We start from the raw sequence: 19,692 nt of genomic DNA on the forward strand, positions 1-19,692 counted from the left end.
TAGATGATGCCAGCTTTATTTTTATCATAATATAAATATTTTTTTTCTATCTATGCATTTAACGGAAGAACCTTTTTTCTTATACGAAACGCTGACTTTTTACGTATTAGTGTTATGACGGTCGTATTATATTCAAAAGATACATCCGAAAAAACAAAAATCAATGAAACAGAGTTTAATATATGTAGCTGTATTGCTGCTAAGTTTATGCTCAACAGCATCGGCTAAGAAAAAGACCGACAACCCAGAAACTGTCAAGCTGAAGAACAAGATAGAGAATGTAATGCTGAAGGTGGATGCCCAACCCGATTGGCTCTACTCTCGTCTGCAGATGTTCTGGAACACGCATGCCACCGATGTATTCATCAATGGCGAGCGGTTTGACCATCCTGGTGGTGAGCGTGCAGCAGAACCTACGGTGAAATACAACGGCACGCGAGGAACGGAGTCGCAATACAATCGTCCGCGACTTGAAGATATGGTGCCTTACGACGATGACGAGCAGGGCAATGTGACCTATATAAATAAGGTAACAGGCAAGATGGAGAAGACTTCGCCTGCCAAGACGAAGTTCGTAACTAAAATAGAAGACGAGAAGGTGATTGAGGCAATGAACGGCCAGCGCAAGATAACCATGACAATGTGGATGAAGGTCGACACCGACCGTGTGTGGACAAAAGGGATGAAGGTGATAAACGTGTCGCGCCGAAGCGAGGACAACACTTGGAAACCGACGTATGGCGAATATGCACAGATACGCGACCACTACAACGAGATGACTATCCACCTTATGAAGGGTGGCTTCAGCGGCATCAAGTTTGGCTTTGTTCAGATAGGTTCGCAGGAGTGGACAACATGGCTGCATCGCGCCGTGCGCAAGTGTGCCGACCACCACATAATGGTAGACATTCACGACGAATATCGTACTACGGGATGGAGCCGCACCTACCCCAACCTCATGACTCAGGAAGGAATAGGCGGCAACGAGGACGACCTGCCCAATGTATATAAGGGTGAGACCCCACGCTCAATACACGCACCAATGTGTCGTCTGCCGTCATGAACATAAAGGCTGGCAAGACCCTGCGTCTGCATCTGCAGGCATCGGGAGGAGCAGCCTTGCGCTTCGTATTAATGGACAAATGACCCCTTGCGACCATAAAATAAGGAAGATAAGTCAACTATTCTTTGCTCTTCTAACTTTTTATTCGTAACTTCACAGCGCATTAAAGACAAGATTACAATGGAAGAGATAAGGAAATATCCTGTGGGCATACAGACCTTCTCTGAGATACGTGAGGAGAATTATGTTTATGTAGACAAGACCAAGTATATTGTGGATTTCGTAAGGAATGGATCCAAATATCTGTTTCTGAGTCGTCCAAGACGATTCGGCAAGTCTCTTTTTGTCTCAACGCTCCAAGCTTATTTTGAAGGAAGAAAGGAATTGTTTGACGGTCTTGCTCTTGGTGAATATGAGAATGAATGGACAAAACATCCTGTTTTTCACTTTGACATGAGCACAGCAAAGCACATGCAACCCTCCAACTTGATTAATGAGATAGAAGGCAAGCTGAGCCAGTTGGAACAGATATACGGAACGGAAGAATGGGCCATCAGTACCAACCAGCGTCTGGAGTGTCTTGTCAAACTTGCCTATAAGCAGACCGGACAAAAGGTAGTACTGCTTATCGACGAATATGATGCACCATTGCTTGATGTCGTACACGAAAAGGACAATCTGACAAAGTTAAGGTCGATAATGCAGAACTTCTATAGTCCTATCAAGTATCTTGACCCTTGGTTGCAGTTCGTATTTATCACTGGTATTACAAAGTTCTCGCAGTTGAGCATCTTCAGCGAAATAAACAACTTGGACAATATCAGTATGTACGACCATTATTCAGCCATTTGCGGTATCAGCAAGACAGAATTGCTTGACGACATGAAGCCTGACGTTGAGCAACTGGCAAAGCATTTGGGCAAGACAACAGACGAGACTGTCGACGAGTTGAAGTCGTATTATGACGGCTATCATTTCAGCGAAAAGTCGGAAGACATCTTTAATCCGTTTAGTCTTGTCAAAGCATTAAGAAATAAGAAGGTTGCTGCTTATTGGTTCAGTTCCGGCACTCCAAGCTATCTAATCAAGACCTTGCAGAAATATCATGTAGGCGTAATGGATATTGAGCAGAAGAGTGTTGGCGTGGACGACTTTGATGTCTCGCCAGAACAAATGACTTCGGCTCTTCCTTTACTATATCAGAGCGGTTATCTTACCATAAAGAAATACAACCCGTTGTTTCAGAGCTATCAGCTCGACTATCCTAACAAGGAAGTCCGCATAGGAATGTTAAAGTCGCTGGCACCAAACTATCTGTCGCCAGTACAATTAGCCAACAACAGTTTCATCTTCGACTTCCTGGAACAGCTCTATAATGACAATCTGGATGAAGCGTTGCGTAAGATGCAATCGTATCTTGCCAGTATCTCCAACCGCTTGTCTAACAAGAGCGAGAAGGATTTCCAAACGGTGTTCTATCTCATCTTCAATCTTATGGGGGCATACATATCAGTTGAAGAGGACAGTGCAATAGGCAGGGCTGACGCTGTGCTGCATCTGCCGGATACCACATACGTTATGGAGTTGAAGTTTGACAAGTCGGCAGAAGAGGCTTTGCAGCAGATAGACGACAAGGGTTATCTGCTTCCATATTCTGCAAACGGAAAACGATTGGTGAAGGTTGGAATAAATTATGACAGCAGTAAGCGAACCATTGGTGATTGGAAGATAGTTGAGGCATAGATTTTACGACAGCTTCAACCCGTAAGAATAAAACAGAAGTCCTAATTGCAGCGTATGTAATTAGGACTTTTTACGTATCGGCTGCTTCTCGTCCGAATTATTATAAATACGACATTACCAATATAAAAGGGCTCCTTTTATGTGCAGAAAAATGTAGTCAAACATCATTTTTATGTGCAGATAAATGTAAACCTCATTATGGAAAGACTTGTATTACAGCAATTTAGATAGTTTTTAATTAATAATGCTTGCAGACAAGCCTACTTATCTGCAAGCACTTGTTTATTCCTTATTCTGAATCATTTTCTCGCGAAGCTCTTTCAGATTGATTTTGCGGTGCGACTTCACGTGGTCGAAGCCCGTACCGTATACACCAATCACAGCCGACTGAGCCACAAATGCGTGGGGGTCGATTTCGTCGATTAGCTCGAATATGAAGTTCGACTCGCTCTTTTTGGCTATACAGAAAATCACCTTTATATCCTTCTTGGTGTAGAAGCCGCTGCCGTCGAGCATAGAGCAGCCACGGTCGGCTATCTGGTTGATAGCCTCGCCAATCTCCTGATACTTGTCGGATATGATGAAGAACTGCACGCTTTGGCGCAATGAATTGACCAGATGGTCGACTACAAACGAGATGACAAACAGCAGGACGTAGCCATAGAGCACCTTTTCCCAGTCTTGCAACACCACATACGAAGAGGTGATAATGGTGAGGTCGCAGAAGAGGATGATATGGCCGAGCGACACGTCACGATACTTATGCACCATAGCAGCAATGACGTCCGACCCACCTGTAGAACCTCCTGCCGACAGACCCAGTCCGACGCTGGTGCCCAAGAACACGGCTCCTACCATACATGCCATGAACTTCTGGTCGGCAAGCAGATGCAAGTCGGGCGGCATAATGCTCTGCAGTATAGTAGAGGCAAGCGTGAACACCACAACTCCATAGATGGTCTTGGCACAGAAACGCCATCCCAGCACCTTCAATGCCACGATAAGCAGCACAGCATTGAGCGCAAAGAAGGTGTCCTGCACGGGTATGCCCGTGCCCCAATACACAATCGAAGCCACACCGATGATGCCGCCCGTAGTGATTTCGTGGGGCAGCAGGAACAGATTAAGACCTACTACACCTAACAACATTGCAATGGTGATGATGCCATAGTCGCGCAACTGGCGCAACATCTTGCCTTTGTTTCTTCTTGAATGCATAAATTGTTGATTTGATTAGATCAGTTTTCCAACTAAAAAATGTTGGTATGCAAAGTTAATAAGAATTACTAAAAACGACAAGAAATATGGCTCAAAAACTGCGAGCTGAACGCACAAAGATTTCTATCTCAAGATATTAATATTCAACAGTTTTAATTCCTCATTATTCATGCGGACCCATTCATCCCAGTCTTCGTCAAAAAATTTTAGCAATGGGCTTGGATGTGTCCTTAATAGTTTTGACAAATAAATCTTTGCTTTCTTTTCTCCATCGCGCAGATAAATTGCCTTAATCTTATTAATAGCCATATCTTCATTATACTCATCATTCAAAGAACTGTCACAAACAGCAATTGTCTTTTCAATGTAATAAGCAGCCGAGTCTTTATTATGTTCCCTTAAGTATTTTTCCGACATAAAGATAAGCCGTAACGGATTGTTTGCTTGAAGAGTCAAAACTGCATGTTCAGCGTTGACCATAGCCTCATCCATGCGTCCTAAAGAAGAGAAAATTATGGAACGATGACGATAATAAAGCCTCTTGCCGATGTTCGTAGTATCAATACTAAGTAAGAAGTCTGAAAGTTTCAATGCTCTTTCGAGCATTGTCGTATCGTTACGCAGACTCCCTCTAAGAACCATGTTGTCTAAACTATCACGAAGTTTATTGAGTTCTTCTTTATTCTGTCCTTTGGCGCATCCCGTAAGCAATACGAGGACAACAAAAAAATACAATATCTTTTTCATAAAGAGTATTCTGACTTCTTACCTCCTATTTTGAATTCTACTCCAAACGCACCTTCAATATCTATATCGGAAATATTGGAATATGACGTTTATTGTGCAAAAATAAATAACTGAAATGGAAAAAGCAAGAGAATAGAAGAAAAAGTTTACTTTGATTGAACAATAAAATTTCTGTTTTTACAATGAAATATAGCGATTTTACAACCCGTCACAGAGCGACATTGCAATTGAGAGCTATACAATATTTGCATTTTCCATCGCTCAAAACTGCGAGCTGAACGCACAAAGAAATCTTTGACTCGAAATTCGTGAGTTTTAAGCGGTTAGCATCAAATCGTTGGTTTTCAACGACTTGCAATATTACCGTCCAAAACAGGCAATGGAGAGCCTCGCAAAAACAGTCCTTTTCATTTAAAATGGACTCCTTTTGCCAGGCAAAACGAATACAGTTGCAACGCAAAACGACTACAGTTGCAATGCAAAAGGACTACATTTGAAGACAAAGAAGGCTAAAATGAAAAATTGAAGGGCAACTGACAAGCAAAAAAGCAATAAAAACGCTCATGTAATTCTCCAGAATCGATTTTTGATTTGTAACACTTTTTTACTGCATGTACGATATTTGCATCGTTTTTAAAGTATAAAACTGACTCTGAAATAGAGATGTTAAATAAAATAGCTTAATTTACAAAGAATATCACAAATCTAATGTATATTTGCAGTAAAATTCAGTGAATTTATCTAAACAATGTATGTAATATAACTTCTGATAATAAAGTATTATTTGAACATGGGCATAAGCAAAGATTTAACAGAAGAGGATGTCAAGTTCCGCTATATCAACGAAGCCATCACAAACAAGGGATGGTCGAAGGATAGTATATTCATGGAACAGAAGGTTAAATTTACTGACGGTAAAATTAGTCTTCATGGTAATCTTGTGCATAGAGAGAAGCCCAAGTTTGCCGATTATGTACTTTATGTGAACAAAGCGACACCGATAGCCATTGTAGAAGCAAAGGACGCAAACCACTCTGTTTCTCATGGCTTGCAACAAGCCATGACCTATGCCCAAATGCTTGATGTGATGTTTGCATACAGTTCAAACGGTGAAGGTTTTGCCGAACATGATTTTTTGACAGGTAAGGAACGCACCTTCGCTATAGATGAATTTCCAACAAAGGAGGAACTTATCGAAAGATACAAAAGAGAGGCTAACGATGGCAGTGGGCTTAATGAGCAAGAGTTGTCTGTTATTGAGCAGCCTTTCTGCACAGGTCAGAACATTTTTCCGCCACGATATTATCAGCGCAATGCAGTAAACCGCACAGTTGGTGCCATTGCTAAAGGACAAAACCGTGTGCTCCTTGTCATGGCAACCGGTACGGGCAAGACTTATACAGCCTTTCAGATTGTATGGCGTTTGCTTAAAAGCGGATTAAAAAAGAAAGTGTTGTATCTTGCAGACCGAAACATACTGGTTGACCAATCAATACAGCAGGACTTCAAACCGTTGGAGAAGGTAACACACAAGATAGACTTTTCAAAAGATAAGAACCACTTGGAAGAATTAGGTTCTTATCAAGTGTTCTTTGCACTCTATCAACAGTTGATTGGACAGAATGATACCAAAAACTATAAGGAGTTGTTTCCTAATCCAGACTATTTTGACCTTGTTATCGTTGATGAGTGTCATAGAGGTAGCGCAAAGGATGATAGCAACTGGCGAAACATATTGGAATACTTTTCTTCTGCTACCCATATTGGTATGACTGCCACACCAAAAGAAACCAAGTATCAGTCGAGTATTGGCTACTTTGGTGAGCCTATATATACATACAGCCTTAAAAACGGAATTGAGGACGGTTTCCTTGCTCCTTTCAAGGTTATCAACATCACAACCAACATTGGCGATGAGTGGAGACCGACAAAGGGACAAAAGGATATATACGGCAACGAGATAGAAGACCGCATCTATAACAATAGCGACTACGACTATAACATTGTTATTGAAGATCGCATTAGGGAAGTTGCGCAAGAAATAACCAATTATCTGAAAAGCACAGACCGCATGGCTAAAACCATTGTGTTCTGTGCTGATGAGACTCATGCGGAACGTATGCGCATGGCTTTGGCTAACGCCAATGCTGATATGTGCAAGAAAAATCCTGATTATGTGGTTCGTATAACAGGTAGTGACGAATACGGAAAAGGCAAGTTGGACTATTTTATTTCTGTTGCTGAGAAATATCCAGTCATAGCAACTACAAGTAAGTTGCTTTCAACTGGTGTTGATTGCAAAATGACAAAACTGATTGTGCTTGACCAACAAATCGGCTCTATGACAGAGTTCAAGCAGATTATCGGTCGTGGCACGCGTCTACGTGAAAAAGAAGGAAAGACATATTTCACCGTTATGGACTTCCGCAATGTTACACGATTGTTCGCTGACCTAGATTGGGATGGACCGATAGAAATAGATCCTAACTATCAATCCAAACATAAAGAGCCAAAACAGTATGTATTTCCAGATGAAGACGACGAACCTAAAGGCCCGAAAGAGCCTGACCCCAAACCACGACCGAAACCGATTGTTGCCAAGGATGGTTGTCAAGTGATGGTTATTAACAAGGTCGTTTCTGTCTATGACACAAATGGTAAGTTGCTTCGCACGGAGAGCATTACCGACTATACGAAGAAAAGTATCATAGACACATACGCTACGATTGACACGTTCACTTCCAAGTGGAAAGAAACCAAGAAAAAGTCAGACATTGCCGAAATGCTCAAAGAAAGTGGCATTGACCTTGCTGCATTGAAGCACGACCAAGACATGGACGATGTTGATGATTTCGATTTCATCTGCCACATAGCCTATGGCAAAAAGACGCTTACACGGCATGAACGTGCCGAACAAGTGAAGAAACGCGATATTTTCAGCAAATATGGCGAAAAGGCACGGCTTGTACTTGAAGCCTTGTTGGACAAGTACACCAAGGAAGGTGTGTCAGAATTGGAAAGCCTTACTGTGCTTGAAAATGACCCATTCCGCAAATTGGGTTCAAAGGCAAACATCGTGAAGTTCTTTGGTGGCAAGCAAGGCTATCTTGACGCCGTGAAGGAACTGGAGCAAAACATATATAGTATAGCATAAAGTAAAAGCAAAATATGAGTTTATCAAATTTCGTAAAACGAGTACGCAATATAATGCGCAATGATGCCGGTATAAATGGTGATGCGCAACGCATAGAACAAATGGCTTGGATGCTGTTTCTGAAGGTATATGACGAGAAAGAGAATGACTGGGAACTGGACGACGATGATTACAAGTCTATCATTCCAGAAGAATGCCGTTGGCGCAACTGGGCACATGATGATGGAAGCGGCAATGCCTTGACTGGTGACGAACTGCTTTCGTTTGTCAACAACACATTGTTCGTGGAACTCAAAAACATAGAGGTAACACCAACTACCCCTATCCGTCAGGCGATTGTAAAGACCACATTTGAGGATGCCAACCAATATATGAAAGATGGAGTTCAACTTCGTCAAGTACTGAATGTGATTGACGGATTGAACCTTGGTGACTATGAAGAGAGTCATGCTTTCGGTGAGATATACGAAACTATACTTAAAGAAATGCAGTCGGCAGGTTCCTCTGGTGAGTTCTACACCCCAAGAGCCTTGACCGAATTTATGGCAGAGATAGTCAATCCGCAGATTGGTGAGAAAATGGCTGACTTCGCCTGTGGTACGGGCGGCTTTATCACCAGCTGGTTGGGCGAATTGGATAAGAAGGTCAAGACTGCTGAAGACCGCAAAGAGTACAATCATTCTGTATTTGGTATCGAAAAGAAACAGTTCCCATATATGTTATGTGTAACAAACCTGTTGCTGCATGGCATAGATACACCATTGGTATATCACGACAATTCGCTTACAAAGGATGTTCTCAACTACACAGACGAAGACAAGTTTGATGTTGTGTTGATGAATCCACCCTACGGAGGTAATGAAAAGGCCGACGTGAAATCTCACTTTCCTTCAGATATGCGCAGTAGCGAGACAGCCGACCTCTTCATGGTGCTTATCATGTATCGCTTGAAGAAGAATGGTCGTGCAGCGGTCATTGTTCCAGACGGTTTCCTGTTTGGAGCGGACAACACAAAGATAGCCATCAAGACTAAGCTGCTCAGAGATTTCAACTTGCATACCATTATCCGTTTGCCTGGCAGTATCTTTGCACCTTACACTTCGATTGCCACGAACATTTTGTTCTTCGACAATACCTGTGCGGAGGGTGCTCCAGAAGGTTATTCTACAAAGGAAACGTGGTTCTATCGTTTGGATATGCCAGAGGGTTACAAGCATTTCTCCAAGACCAAATCAATGAAATCTGAGCATTGCAATCCTATCCGTGAATGGTGGAATGACAGAAAGGAGATTATCATTGCTGATGGAGACGAGAAATCACGCAGCTATCCTGTACAAGAGTTGATAGATTCTGATTGCAACTTCGACTTGTGCAAGTTCCCGAAAGAGGATGAGGAGATTTTACCGCCAGCCGAACTGCTTGCCGACTATTTCAAGAAGCGCAAGGCTCTTGATCATGAAATCGATAAGACATTGGCGGAGATACAGCGTATATTGGGGATTGATGTGAAGGTAGATGATTTGTAAAATGTGGGACGCTGTCCCACAAATTCAATATAGACTATAACGATGAAAGATTTGACAATATCAAATATAGAACGACAAAACGTACTGAACAACCGTTTTGCAATAGAAAAGATACAAAAGACATTGGACATTACTGGTATGATGTTTGATGGAGAATACCGTTTTACGAAAAAAATGGTGGCCGATTTCTATGAAGTTGAAGAAAGAACAATTGAAAGATATCTTGAGAATTTCGGTTCTGAATTATCTGGCAATGGATATGTTTTATGTAAAGGTAAACGCCTGAAAGACTTAAAGTTACAATTTGCTCCCGTCATCAATGTCGGGAGCAAAACCACACAACTCGGTTTGTTCAATTTTCGCTCGTTCCTTAATATCGGAATGCTGTTGACAGAAAGCGAGAGAGCCAAAACTTGCTTCTCCGCATAATGACTTCTTTCATGAATGGTGAGGATTACGATGAGGAATTGAAGATTGACATTGCCAATGCGATGAGCAAAGGGGAGTTAGGAATAAATGGAGAAGATTATAAAGTGAAGGATTGAGCAAGTGCTTGACAAGATTCGCAATAGAAGTGAAAATAGATCAATGACAAGATTAGTGAGACGCTGTCTCACTAATTCAGAAAAGGATTGGATAATATGAAAAAATCTGCATTAACAAACATAACAGAAAAGCTGACTCAAGCAGAGAAAAACTTTGTCTCTGATTTGAAGCATTTAGCCGGTGAAGCACGTCGGCAAGCCTATCGCAGTGCAGACCATCTATTGGTGGTTCGCAACTGGCTTATCGGTTGGCGTATCGTGACACAGGAACAAAATGGAAAGGAACGTGCGCAATATGGCAAATATGTCATAAAATTGGCCTCCCAAACCCTTACTGAAGAATTCGGAAGGGGATTCGGACTGACAAGCATAAAGAACATGCGCTCTTTTTACCTAATGTTCAGTAAATTACAAATTGGTCAAGCATTGCTTGACCAATTCAAACTTACAGACGAACCAATTCGTCAAGCACCGCTTGACGAATCTACGATACCATTCTATCCTAACCTATCTTGGCTTCACTATGAACGTTTACTGCGTGTAAAAGATGTGGATGCAAGGTTGTGGTATTTGAAGGAGGCGGCTCGTGAGCAATGGGATTACCGTACCTTGCAGCGTAATATCTCCTCACAATACTATTATCGTTTGTTGCAAACCCCTGAGCATCTGCGCAAAGAGGTAAGTGACGAGATGCGTTCGCTGACTTCAGATTTCGAAAAAGACAAACTCTCTTATCTCAAGAATCCTGTGATAGCAGAGTTCTTAGGATTACCACAGAACCCTGCCTATAGTGAATCGAAACTAGAAACTGCCATTATCGACCATCTGCAGACTTTCATCATGGAGTTGGGAAAAGGCTATGCGTTTGTGGCTCGCCAACAGCATATCAAGACGGACATGGGCGATTTCTATATCGACCTTGTGTTTTACAACATCATCCTAAAGTCCTATCTCATTATTGATTTAAAGACTACGCAGATAACTCATCAGGATGTGGGACAGATGGATATGTACGTCAGAATGTATGACGAGTTGAAGAAAGAGGAAGGCAATAATCCTACTATCGGTTTGGTTCTGTGTTCTGACACGAGCAAAGACCTTGCACGTTATTCCATATTGAAGGACAGCAAGCAGCTCTTTGCCGCTAAGTATCTTACTTATCTTCCTACAGAAGAAGAGTTGAGCCGAGAAATCCGTGAGCAGAAAGAGTTTTTTGAATTACAAAAGGGAAAAGAGGCAGAAGATGAAGATTAGAAATAGTATATAATTCGCCAACTACTTGTTGGCGAATTGATGCTTTACGATAAAACTTATGTTATGAACGGAAAACAATTAAAGAACAGCATATTACTATGGGCGATACAGGGAAAACTTGTACCGCAAGACCCTAATGACGAACCTGCAAGCGTTTTGCTTGATAAGATTCGTCAAGAGAAAGAACGCTTGATCAAGGAGAAGAAAATCAAGCGTGACAAGAACGCATCCATTATCTACCGTGGTGAGGACAATTCCTATTATGAGAAGATGTCCCAGCCTATATTCAAAACAGCATAATTATGGAACATCTGACAAAGAGATTAAATCAACTTTTAGAAAAGAAAATAGAACTGGATAATTATTTGGCTAAATAATTACCCAAGGCTATTCTACAAGAGGCAATTCAAGGAAAGCTTGTGCCTCAAATAGCTGAAGAAAGTACTGCCAAAGATTTGTTGGAGCAGATAAAGCTAGAGAAGCAAAATTTAGTAAAAGAAGGCAAACTGAAGAAGTCTGCTTTGGTTACTTCTATCATCTTCCGTGGTGACGATAACAGGTACTATGAGAAGATTGGGAAAAAGTGTGTAGATATAACTGAAGAAATACCATTTCCTATTCCTGCAAATTGGCAATGGGTAAGGATTCGTGATGTATTTCAATTAAATCCAAAGAATGAGGCTGATGATGAGACTTTAGCAGCTTTTATTCCAATGGAAAAGATAAGGGCAGGCTATAAATCAGATTTCACTTTTGATTTGGTCAAATGGGGAAATATAAAAAAGGGATTTATTCATTTTGCGAATGGTGACGTTGCTTTTGCTAAAATCACGCCATGTTTTCAAAACAGAAAGTCTGCAATTTTCCATGACTTACCTAATGGAATCGGGGCAGGAACTACAGAATTAAAAGTGTTGAGACCCTATGGAAATACAATAGGTAGATGGTATCTGTTGTATTTCTTAGAGTCTCCATATTTTATTGATGAGGCTACGTTTAAAGGAACAGCTAACCAACAACGTATTGTCGTCGGGTATTTGGAAAACAAGTTGTTTCCTTTACCGCCAAAAGAAGAGCAGCAACGCATTGTTGCCCAAATAGAAAAATTATTTGAGCAACTGCATTAATTGCTCTATCTTTTCAATTATACGCTTTTGCTCTAATAGCGGAGGCAAAGGAATGACGATACTATTTAAAGCAGATTTTGTAAAATGCTTTATTGTCATTCCCTTGCTTTTTTTGTCTAAAAGTCCAAGTGCTTTGTATAACGATAGGATATACAAGAAGAACTTGGGGAATATTTTGCCATAAAAACGTACCCTATGCAATGCATTTTGATAATACATAGTTTCATTTATATCCCAGATGGCAGCCCGACCGATGTCGCCTCCCTCACAAATCAACAAGTCATTTTTTTGTAATAGGTATTTAGCAAGTTCAATCTCTGTAAATTGAGCTTGCTTTATTTTTGATAAGTCTATTTTATTCCAATAAACATTTATAGAGCAGAGATATGGAACTAATTCTCCTAAATTTTGTCCTTTATTCATTGTCTTGCCTAAATCACTTTCTGCAATATCATTTAAATGACACCAAGCCCAACTGGCAGGTATCTCAAATGGGATTTCCTCAGTTATATCCACGCATTTTTTCCCAACCTTCTCATAGTACCTGTTATCGTCACCACGGAAGATAACAGAAGTTGCTAAGGCAGACTTTTTTAGCTTGCCTTCTTTTACTAAATTCTGCTTCTCTGCCTTTATTTGTTCAAGCAGTTCATACGCTGTACCATCTTCGATTATTTGTGGCACAAGTTTGCCTTGTATGGCTTCTTGAAGTATAGACTTTTTTAAAAGCGTATATATTTCATTGTTTAGTTTTGCTAATTTATCACCGTAACAATTATACTTGTCAATTAACGACAACAATTCTATAAGTTTATTGACGATTTGCTTTTGTTCGTCAATAGGTGGTACGGCTATCAGATATGGACGGAAATCTGAAAGATTAACATGAGCTACAGTTGTACCAGATGATTTTTCCACAAGATTTTGTTGTGAAGATGGGGCAAGAACATAATATGCCAAATATTGTGGAAGAATACAATCTGTAATAGGCCTGAGCAATACAGTACGTTGCCCAAGACAAACCTTTTCATTTTGAATAACTGCGATATTCCCAGCAGGAGCTTCACGTGCAAATATTAAATCATCCTTTTGAGGCACAGCTCTAACATTCCGCTGATTATAAACTTTTTCAGAAACCCTATGTACACCATTTAATTGTAAAAAGCCAAAACCAATATTAGGTGTTCTCACTAATGGATAGCCTTTTCCTTCATCTTTAGCTGTTGAATGGGGACAATCTTCAATAAGATAAGTTACATGGGTTAATCTTGCCCAACTCCAAGATGCAGGTATCTCAAACGGCACCTCCTCATCAATACACTTCACCTCTCCCGTAGCAAGTATCTTCTCATAATAGGAACTCATAGAACAAATTTATGTCTATTTTATTAGGACAACTTTATGTTTCACTAATAAAAGAACAAAAATGGAATTAGACAAATTTGAAGAGTTCCTAAGCCAAGGCAATATGGCTAAGAACACGATTTCGGCATATCTGTATGCCGTGAAGGAGTTTGGCTCACGACACAAAGAGTTGAACAAGAGAAACTTGTTGGTTTACAAAACCTACTTGATTGAGACTTACAAGCCAAAGACGGTGAACCTCCGTATTCAGGCGATGAACAAGTACCTAGTATTTGTGGGCAAGACTAAGCTCCGCTTGAAATCGGTCAAGGTGCAGCAGCGTTCTTATCTGGAAAATGTAATCAGCAATGCTGACTACACGTTCTTAAAGAACAAATTGAAGAAGGAAGATAACTTGGAATGGTACTTTGTGGTGCGTTTCTTGGCTGCTACTGGTGCCAGAGTGAGCGAACTTGTGCAAATCAAAATTGAGCATGTGCAAGTGGGCTACTACGACATCTATACAAAAGGTGGCAAGATACGCCGTATCTATATCCCTAAGACATTGCGAACGGAAACTGAAAAGTGGTTGCAGACAGTCAACCGCACAAGTGGCTATCTCTTTCTCAATCGCTTTGGCGAGCGCATCACAACAAGAGGCATATCACAGCAGTTGAAGAACTATGCGGTAAAGTATGGCTTAAACGAGAAAGTGGTTTATCCTCACTCGTTCCGACATCGCTATGCCAAGAATTTCTTGGAGAAGTATAACGACATAGCTTTGCTTGCCGACCTTATGGGGCATGAAAGCATAGAGACCACACGCATCTATCTGCGAAGAAGTAGCTTAGAACAACAGGAAATCGTAGATAAGGTTATCACATGGTAACGTAGCAATATTGTTTTATCATATATAATGCATATTGCTTGAAAACATAAAAGCCCAGAGCACAATGCCCTGGGCTTTCTTTTATATATAAAGGCTATTGCCTAAATAATCTTATTAAGGCTGCTTGCCGATGTAAGCCAAGATACCGCCGTCTACGTAGAGAACGTGACCGTTTACGAAGTTTGAGGCATCGCTGGCGAGGAACACTACAGGACCCATCAAGTCCTCAGGTGTACCCCAACGTGCAGCAGGAGTCTTAGCTACGATGAAGCTGTCGAACGGATGACGTGAGCCGTCAGCCTGACGCTCGCGCAAAGGAGCGGTCTGAGGAGTAGCGATGTAGCCCGGGCCGATACCGTTGCACTGGATGTTGAACTCGCCGAACTCAGAGCAGATGTTGCGTGTGAGCATCTTCAAGCCACCCTTGGCAGCTGCGTATGCCGAAACAGTCTCACGACCAAGCTCTGACATCATTGAGCAGATGTTGATAATCTTGCCATGGCCCTTCTCCTTCATGCCAGGAATAACAGCCTTAGACACGATGAACGGAGCGTTGAGGTCGATATCGATAACCTGACGGAAGTCCTCTACAGACATCTCAGTCATAGGAATACGCTTGATGATACCAGCATTGTTAACGAGGATGTCGATAACACCGAGCTCCTTGTTGATGTCGGCTACCATTGCCTTTACCTGCTCTTCGTCGGTAACGTCGCAGATATATCCATGAGCCTCGATGCCCTTAGCCTTATAGTCGGCAAGAGCCTGGTCCATGTGGTGCTGTGAACGGCAGTTGAACGCAATCTTTGCGCCTGCATTGTACAGAGCCTCAGCCATAGCAAAACCGATGCCGTAGGCTGCTCCAGTAACGAGAGCTACCTTGCCCTCAAGTGAAAACATTTTGTCCATTGTTGTTACTTTTAGTTTTATTTCAAGTCAGTTGTTTGGATTTTCTGCATATCGCCGTAGTCGAGGTTCTCGCCTGCCATACCCCAGATGAAAGTATAGTTGCTGGTACCTGCTGCGCAGTGAACTGACCATTGCGGAGAGATGACAGCCTGCTCGTTGTTCAACCACATCGGGCGTGTCTCCTGCGGCTCACCCATGATGTGACAGATGCGCTGACCCTCGGGCACGTTGAAGTAGAGATAGGTCTCCATACGGCGCATGTGTGTGTGAGCTGGCATTGTGTTCCATACCGAACCGGTCTTCAACTCAGTGACACCCATCTGCAACTGGCATGTGCGTACACCTGCTACACCGTTGATGATGAGCTGGTGGATAACACGGTCGTTGCTCTCTGCAAGCGAACCAGCCTTGATGTTCTTAGCCTCCTTCAGAGTGACGAGCTTTGTGGGGAATGAAGTGTGAGCTGTAGCACTGTTCATATAGAACTTGGCAGGATTCTTCGGGTCCTTGCTTGAGAGTGTGATGTTGTTGGGGTTCTTCTCGGTAGAACGGCCCACGTAGATGCCCTCCTGGAAGTTGAGGTCGTACTTCTTGCCGTCAACAGTAACGACACCGGGTCCGCCGATGTTGATGATACCCATTTCACGGTTCTCAAGGAATGTCTTAGCGAGCAGCGGCTCGATAGGCTCAATCTTGATAGGAGCGTCAACAGGCTCGGCACCGCCTACGAGGAAGCGGTCGTACATAGTGTATGTCCAGTTAACTTTGTTGGGAGCGAATACCTTCTCTACCAAAAACTCCTTGCGCAAACGATCAGTTGTGTAGTGCTTGGCATCCTCAGGATGATTTGCCCAACGTACCTGATAGTTTACGGTCTGTGCCATTGCCGACATTGACATGAGAGCAACAGCTGCTGTGATGAATAATTTCTTCATTTATCTATTTTTTGTTTTTAGATTTACTTGCGTGTAACATCCTTAACGATGCGTGTGCGGTTGTACCACATCATACCCAATGTGATGACTACGAGAATGGCAGGACCTACGTACTTGACATGGCATGAAAGCTTGTAGATGATCCAGCCGAATGACGAAGCTGCGAAGTCGAGAGCACCACCCGAGAATCCTTCAGGAATGTGAGCAGCAGAATCGCCTGTGGCTGCATATACCTGATTGGCTGCCATGGTGAAGTCGGGAGCCATGTCCGTTACGAAGTACAGACCGATGATGAGCGTTACAAGACCGATGATGAGGGTCTTCACAACGTTGCCCTTAGTGAAAGGCAGAACCATCGGGAACAGATAGAACATTCCGGCAAGCGATGCCAACGGAAGGAACTGGTTGCCTGGGAGGAACACTGCCAATGCAAGGATTACGGGGATGAGGATGACCGAAGCTACGAGTGTGGTAGGATGACCGATAACGAGAGCGGGGCTCATACCGATGTAAACCTTCTTGCCGTTGAACTTCGACTTAACCAGCTCCTGTGTCTTCTCCGAAATAGGCTTCAATCCCTCAATGAAGAGTGATGTGATACGTGGGATAAGCTCCATAACGGCACCCATTGTAACGCCGAGGAAGAGCACCTTCTTGATGTCAAGCTGTGCAGCCCAACCGATGAGCATACCTACGATGACACCCAAAACGAGCGGTTCGCCGAGCACACCGAACTTCTTCTTCATACCCTCTGCGTCGATGTCGAGCTTAGAGAAGCCCGGAATGCGGTCGAGAGCCTTGTTGAAGATGATGGCGAAAGGCATGAAGCTCTGGCAGAAAGGCTGCGGAATAGAGATGCCTTCGAGGTCGTAGTGCTTTTGGAACTTCTCTGCTGTGAGGTCGGCACATACCAGAGTGTTGATGTAGCAGATGATGGCTGCGAAGTAGCCCCACAACAGGCTCTCGCCCATCACGAAGTAGACAACCGCACCGATGAATGCAAAGTGCCAGTAGTTCCAAAGGTCGATATTGACAGTACGAGTGGTCTTGGTGATGAGCATGAGGAAGTTCACGCCAAGACAGATGGGGATGATGAGCGCTCCGACAGCGGTGTTGTAAGCCACAGCGGCAGCAGCAGGCCAACCCATGTCAAACACGTTGAGCTGCAAATGATAGATTTCGGAGATGCCCTTGAGCGGATCGTTGAAGTTGGAGGTAAGCAATGCTGTAACTACTCCCAAACCAACGAAGCCCACACCGACATAAAGTCCTGACTTGAATGCCTTGCCGAACTTCATGCCGATGCCCAGACCGATGATGGTGAAGAGTATAGGCATCATCACCGATGCACCAAGACTAATTATGTAACTGAAAACTTGATCCATTTATTTTAATATAAGGAAAGATTATAGTTGCTATATAATTACTTAGACTCGCGTGCATTGGCTACATACTGCAACGACTCGCGGCACTTGTCGCTTACAGCCTTCCAGTCGCCTGCAGCGATAGTGGCTTTCGGGAACAGCTTTGAGCCCATGCCTACGCAGTTGGCACCTGCCTTAATCCAAGAAGCGATGTTGTCAGCGTCGGGCGAAACACCACCGGTAACCATAATGAGCGACCAAGGCATCGGAGCCTTCAAGCCCTTAACGAAGTTAGGACCGAGAACGTCGCCAGGGAATACCTTGCAAAGGTCGCAACCCATCTCCTGAGCCATACCAACCTCTGTCACTGAACCGCAACCCGGTGTGTAGGGGATGAGGCGGCGGTTGCACACCTTAGCTACGTCGGGGTTGAACAACGGACCTACTACGAAGCAAGCACCAAGCTGAATGTAGAGCGATGCTGTAGGAGCGTCGACGATTGAGCCTACACCCATAGCCATCTCAGGACATTCCTTGGCTGCGAACTTAACCACCTCGGCGAACACCTCGTGAGCGAAGTCGCCACGGTTGGTGAACTCAAATGCGCGCACGCCACCCTCGTAGCATGCCTTTACTATATTCTTTGCTGTCTCTACGTCGTTGCTGTAGAATACAGGTACCATACCGGTTCCGGTAATCTTAGCAAGTACCTGCTGTTTGTTGAATTTTGCCATAATAATGAATATAATTAGAAGCCCTACCCCCAGCCCCTCCCCCGTAGGGAGGGGAGTGGTATGTTAGGCTACTTAAAGATTTTAAAGTTATTTTTAAAGTCCTATCGCTGTACTCTACCGTTAGCGTTTCCAGCAGCCAATGCCTCTACCTCGTCAACTGAAACAAGGTTGAAGTCGCCGTTGATAGTGTGCTTCAGAGCCGAAGCAGCTACTGCAAACTCAAGAGCTTCGCCCTGAGTCGGCTTGGTGAGCAAGCCGTGGATGAGGCCGCCAGAGAAAGAGTCGCCACCACCTACGCGGTCGATGATAGGCATGATGTCGTAACGACGGCTCTCGTAGAACTCCTTGCCGTTGTAGATAAGAGCCTTCCATCCGTTGTGTGTAGCCGAGAAGCTCTCGCGCAATGTAGAAACAACGTACTTGAAGCCGAACTCCTTCTGCATCTGCTCGAAAATCTTGTGATAGCCGCTTGCGTCAGTCTGGCCACCCTCTACGTCAGCGTCGGGCTTGAAGCCGAGGCAGAGCTGTGCGTCCTCCTCGTTGCCGATGCAAACGTCAACATACTGCATCAATGGACGCATAACCGAGATAGCCTTCTCTGAAGTCCAGAGCTTCTTGCGGAAGTTGAGGTCGACGCTCACTGTAACGCCATGACGCTTGGCAGCCTCGCAAGCGAGACGTGTCAGCTCGGCAGCCTTGTCGCTGATAGCTGGTGTGATGCCGCTCCAGTGGAACCACTGTGCGCCTTCCATGATAGCGTCGAAATCGAAATCCTCGGGATTAGCCTCAGCGATAGAAGAGTGTGCACGGTCGTAGATAACCTTCGACGGACGCATTGAAGCACCGGTCTCAGCATAGTACAGACCTACACGTTCGCCACCGCGAGCGATGAAGCGTGTGTCAACGCCATAACGACGCAATGCGTTGATGGCAATCTGTCCGATGTCGTGCTTCGGAAGTTTGCTCACAAAGTAAGCCTCATGTCCATAGTTGGCCACACTTACAGCCACATTAGCCTCACCACCACCAGGGATGATACGGAACATTTCTGACTGGATGAAACGATCGTTGCCGTTAGGCGACAGGCGGAGCATAATCTCGCCAAGAGTAATAATTTTTGCCATTGTTGTTATATATGTT

General features: G+C 43.5%; 14 protein-coding genes and 4 pseudogenes. 10 read left to right on the top strand and 8 right to left on the bottom strand.

Annotated features, from left to right (window positions below):
- Positions 1 to 646: 646 nt before the first annotated feature.
- Both I6E38_RS03635 and I6E38_RS03640 read left to right on the top strand, forming a co-directional pair.
- Positions 647 to 991 (top strand): annotated as a pseudogene (locus tag I6E38_RS03635) (glycoside hydrolase family 97 catalytic domain-containing protein); the annotation flags it as partial.
- Between the two features lie 252 nt (positions 992 to 1,243).
- On the top strand, positions 1,244 to 2,806 hold the full coding sequence (locus tag I6E38_RS03640) for an ATP-binding protein (protein WP_235392730.1): 1,563 nt from the start codon (positions 1,244 to 1,246) through the stop codon (positions 2,804 to 2,806).
- A gap of 282 nt (positions 2,807 to 3,088) precedes the next feature.
- Here the strand turns inward: I6E38_RS03640 and I6E38_RS03645 are convergent, their stop codons facing one another.
- Positions 3,089 to 4,024, bottom strand: coding sequence for a YitT family protein (locus I6E38_RS03645; RefSeq protein ID WP_235392731.1), 936 nt, complete (start codon positions 4,022 to 4,024; stop codon positions 3,089 to 3,091).
- Positions 4,025 to 4,147: 123 nt separating this feature from the next.
- The gene (locus I6E38_RS03650) at positions 4,148 to 4,771 is read right to left on the bottom strand and encodes a lipoprotein (RefSeq protein WP_235392732.1); all 624 of its coding nucleotides are present in this window, start codon (positions 4,769 to 4,771) and stop codon (positions 4,148 to 4,150) included.
- Positions 4,772 to 5,561: 790 nt separating this feature from the next.
- Between I6E38_RS03650 and hsdR the strand changes: the two genes are divergently transcribed.
- The 7 genes and pseudogenes from hsdR to I6E38_RS03685 all read left to right on the top strand — a co-directional run bounded on the left by hsdR (position 5,562) and on the right by I6E38_RS03685 (position 12,377).
- On the top strand, positions 5,562 to 7,925 hold the full coding sequence (gene hsdR / locus I6E38_RS03655; RefSeq protein WP_235392733.1) for an EcoAI/FtnUII family type I restriction enzme subunit R: 2,364 nt from the start codon (positions 5,562 to 5,564) through the stop codon (positions 7,923 to 7,925).
- 14 nt (positions 7,926 to 7,939) lie between these two features.
- The gene (locus I6E38_RS03660; RefSeq protein WP_235392734.1) at positions 7,940 to 9,451 is read left to right on the top strand and encodes a class I SAM-dependent DNA methyltransferase; all 1,512 of its coding nucleotides are present in this window, start codon (positions 7,940 to 7,942) and stop codon (positions 9,449 to 9,451) included.
- Between the two features lie 42 nt (positions 9,452 to 9,493).
- Positions 9,494 to 9,862 (top strand): annotated as a pseudogene (locus I6E38_RS03665) (DNA-binding protein); the annotation flags it as partial.
- Positions 9,859 to 9,996 (top strand): annotated as a pseudogene (locus I6E38_RS03670) (death-on-curing protein); the annotation flags it as partial. The pseudogenes I6E38_RS03665 and I6E38_RS03670, both read left to right, overlap by 4 nt.
- Positions 9,997 to 10,092: 96 nt before the next feature.
- The gene (locus I6E38_RS03675) at positions 10,093 to 11,250 is read left to right on the top strand and encodes a PDDEXK nuclease domain-containing protein (protein WP_235392736.1); all 1,158 of its coding nucleotides are present in this window, start codon (positions 10,093 to 10,095) and stop codon (positions 11,248 to 11,250) included.
- Positions 11,251 to 11,313: 63 nt separating this feature from the next.
- A pseudogene (locus tag I6E38_RS03680) lies at positions 11,314 to 11,523 on the top strand (restriction endonuclease subunit S); the annotation flags it as partial.
- A gap of 146 nt (positions 11,524 to 11,669) precedes the next feature.
- Entirely contained in the window at positions 11,670 to 12,377 is a 708-nt protein-coding gene (locus I6E38_RS03685) for a restriction endonuclease subunit S (RefSeq protein WP_235392738.1), read from the top strand.
- On the opposite strand, the gene I6E38_RS03690 is transcribed toward I6E38_RS03685, so the two are convergent.
- Complete coding sequence (locus I6E38_RS03690) at positions 12,357 to 13,742, bottom strand: restriction endonuclease subunit S (protein WP_235392739.1); 1,386 nt, start codon at positions 13,740 to 13,742, stop codon at positions 12,357 to 12,359. The two genes, I6E38_RS03685 and I6E38_RS03690, sit on opposite strands and share 21 nt — an antisense overlap.
- A 61-nt stretch (positions 13,743 to 13,803) precedes the next feature.
- Here I6E38_RS03690 and I6E38_RS03695 point away from each other — a divergent pair, with 61 nt between their 5' ends.
- Entirely contained in the window at positions 13,804 to 14,610 is an 807-nt protein-coding gene (locus I6E38_RS03695) for a tyrosine-type recombinase/integrase (RefSeq protein ID WP_235392740.1), read from the top strand.
- A gap of 114 nt (positions 14,611 to 14,724) precedes the next feature.
- Here I6E38_RS03695 and I6E38_RS03700 read toward each other — a convergent pair whose 3' ends face one another.
- From I6E38_RS03700 to I6E38_RS03720, 5 genes are all read right to left on the bottom strand, one after another.
- Positions 14,725 to 15,519 carry a gluconate 5-dehydrogenase gene (locus tag I6E38_RS03700; protein WP_235392741.1) on the bottom strand — a complete coding sequence of 265 codons (795 nt, stop codon included), beginning with the start codon at positions 15,517 to 15,519 and terminating at the stop codon, positions 14,725 to 14,727.
- Positions 15,520 to 15,536: 17 nt separating this feature from the next.
- Positions 15,537 to 16,454 (bottom strand): 5-dehydro-4-deoxy-D-glucuronate isomerase, encoded by a 918-nt coding sequence (gene kduI, locus I6E38_RS03705; protein ID WP_235392742.1) that lies wholly within the window; start codon positions 16,452 to 16,454, stop codon positions 15,537 to 15,539.
- Positions 16,455 to 16,477: 23 nt separating this feature from the next.
- Positions 16,478 to 17,839, bottom strand: coding sequence for a PTS galactitol transporter subunit IIC (locus I6E38_RS03710; RefSeq protein ID WP_235392743.1), 1,362 nt, complete (start codon positions 17,837 to 17,839; stop codon positions 16,478 to 16,480).
- 38 nt (positions 17,840 to 17,877) lie between these two features.
- Positions 17,878 to 18,552, bottom strand: coding sequence for a bifunctional 4-hydroxy-2-oxoglutarate aldolase/2-dehydro-3-deoxy-phosphogluconate aldolase (locus I6E38_RS03715; protein ID WP_235392744.1), 675 nt, complete (start codon positions 18,550 to 18,552; stop codon positions 17,878 to 17,880).
- 101 nt (positions 18,553 to 18,653) lie between these two features.
- Positions 18,654 to 19,676, bottom strand: coding sequence for a sugar kinase (locus I6E38_RS03720; RefSeq protein ID WP_235392745.1), 1,023 nt, complete (start codon positions 19,674 to 19,676; stop codon positions 18,654 to 18,656).
- Between the last annotated feature and the right edge of the window lie 16 nt (positions 19,677 to 19,692).

It is taken from the genome of Leyella stercorea (assembly GCF_021531355.1).
Taxonomy (GTDB): Bacteria; Bacteroidota; Bacteroidia; order Bacteroidales; family Bacteroidaceae; genus Prevotella.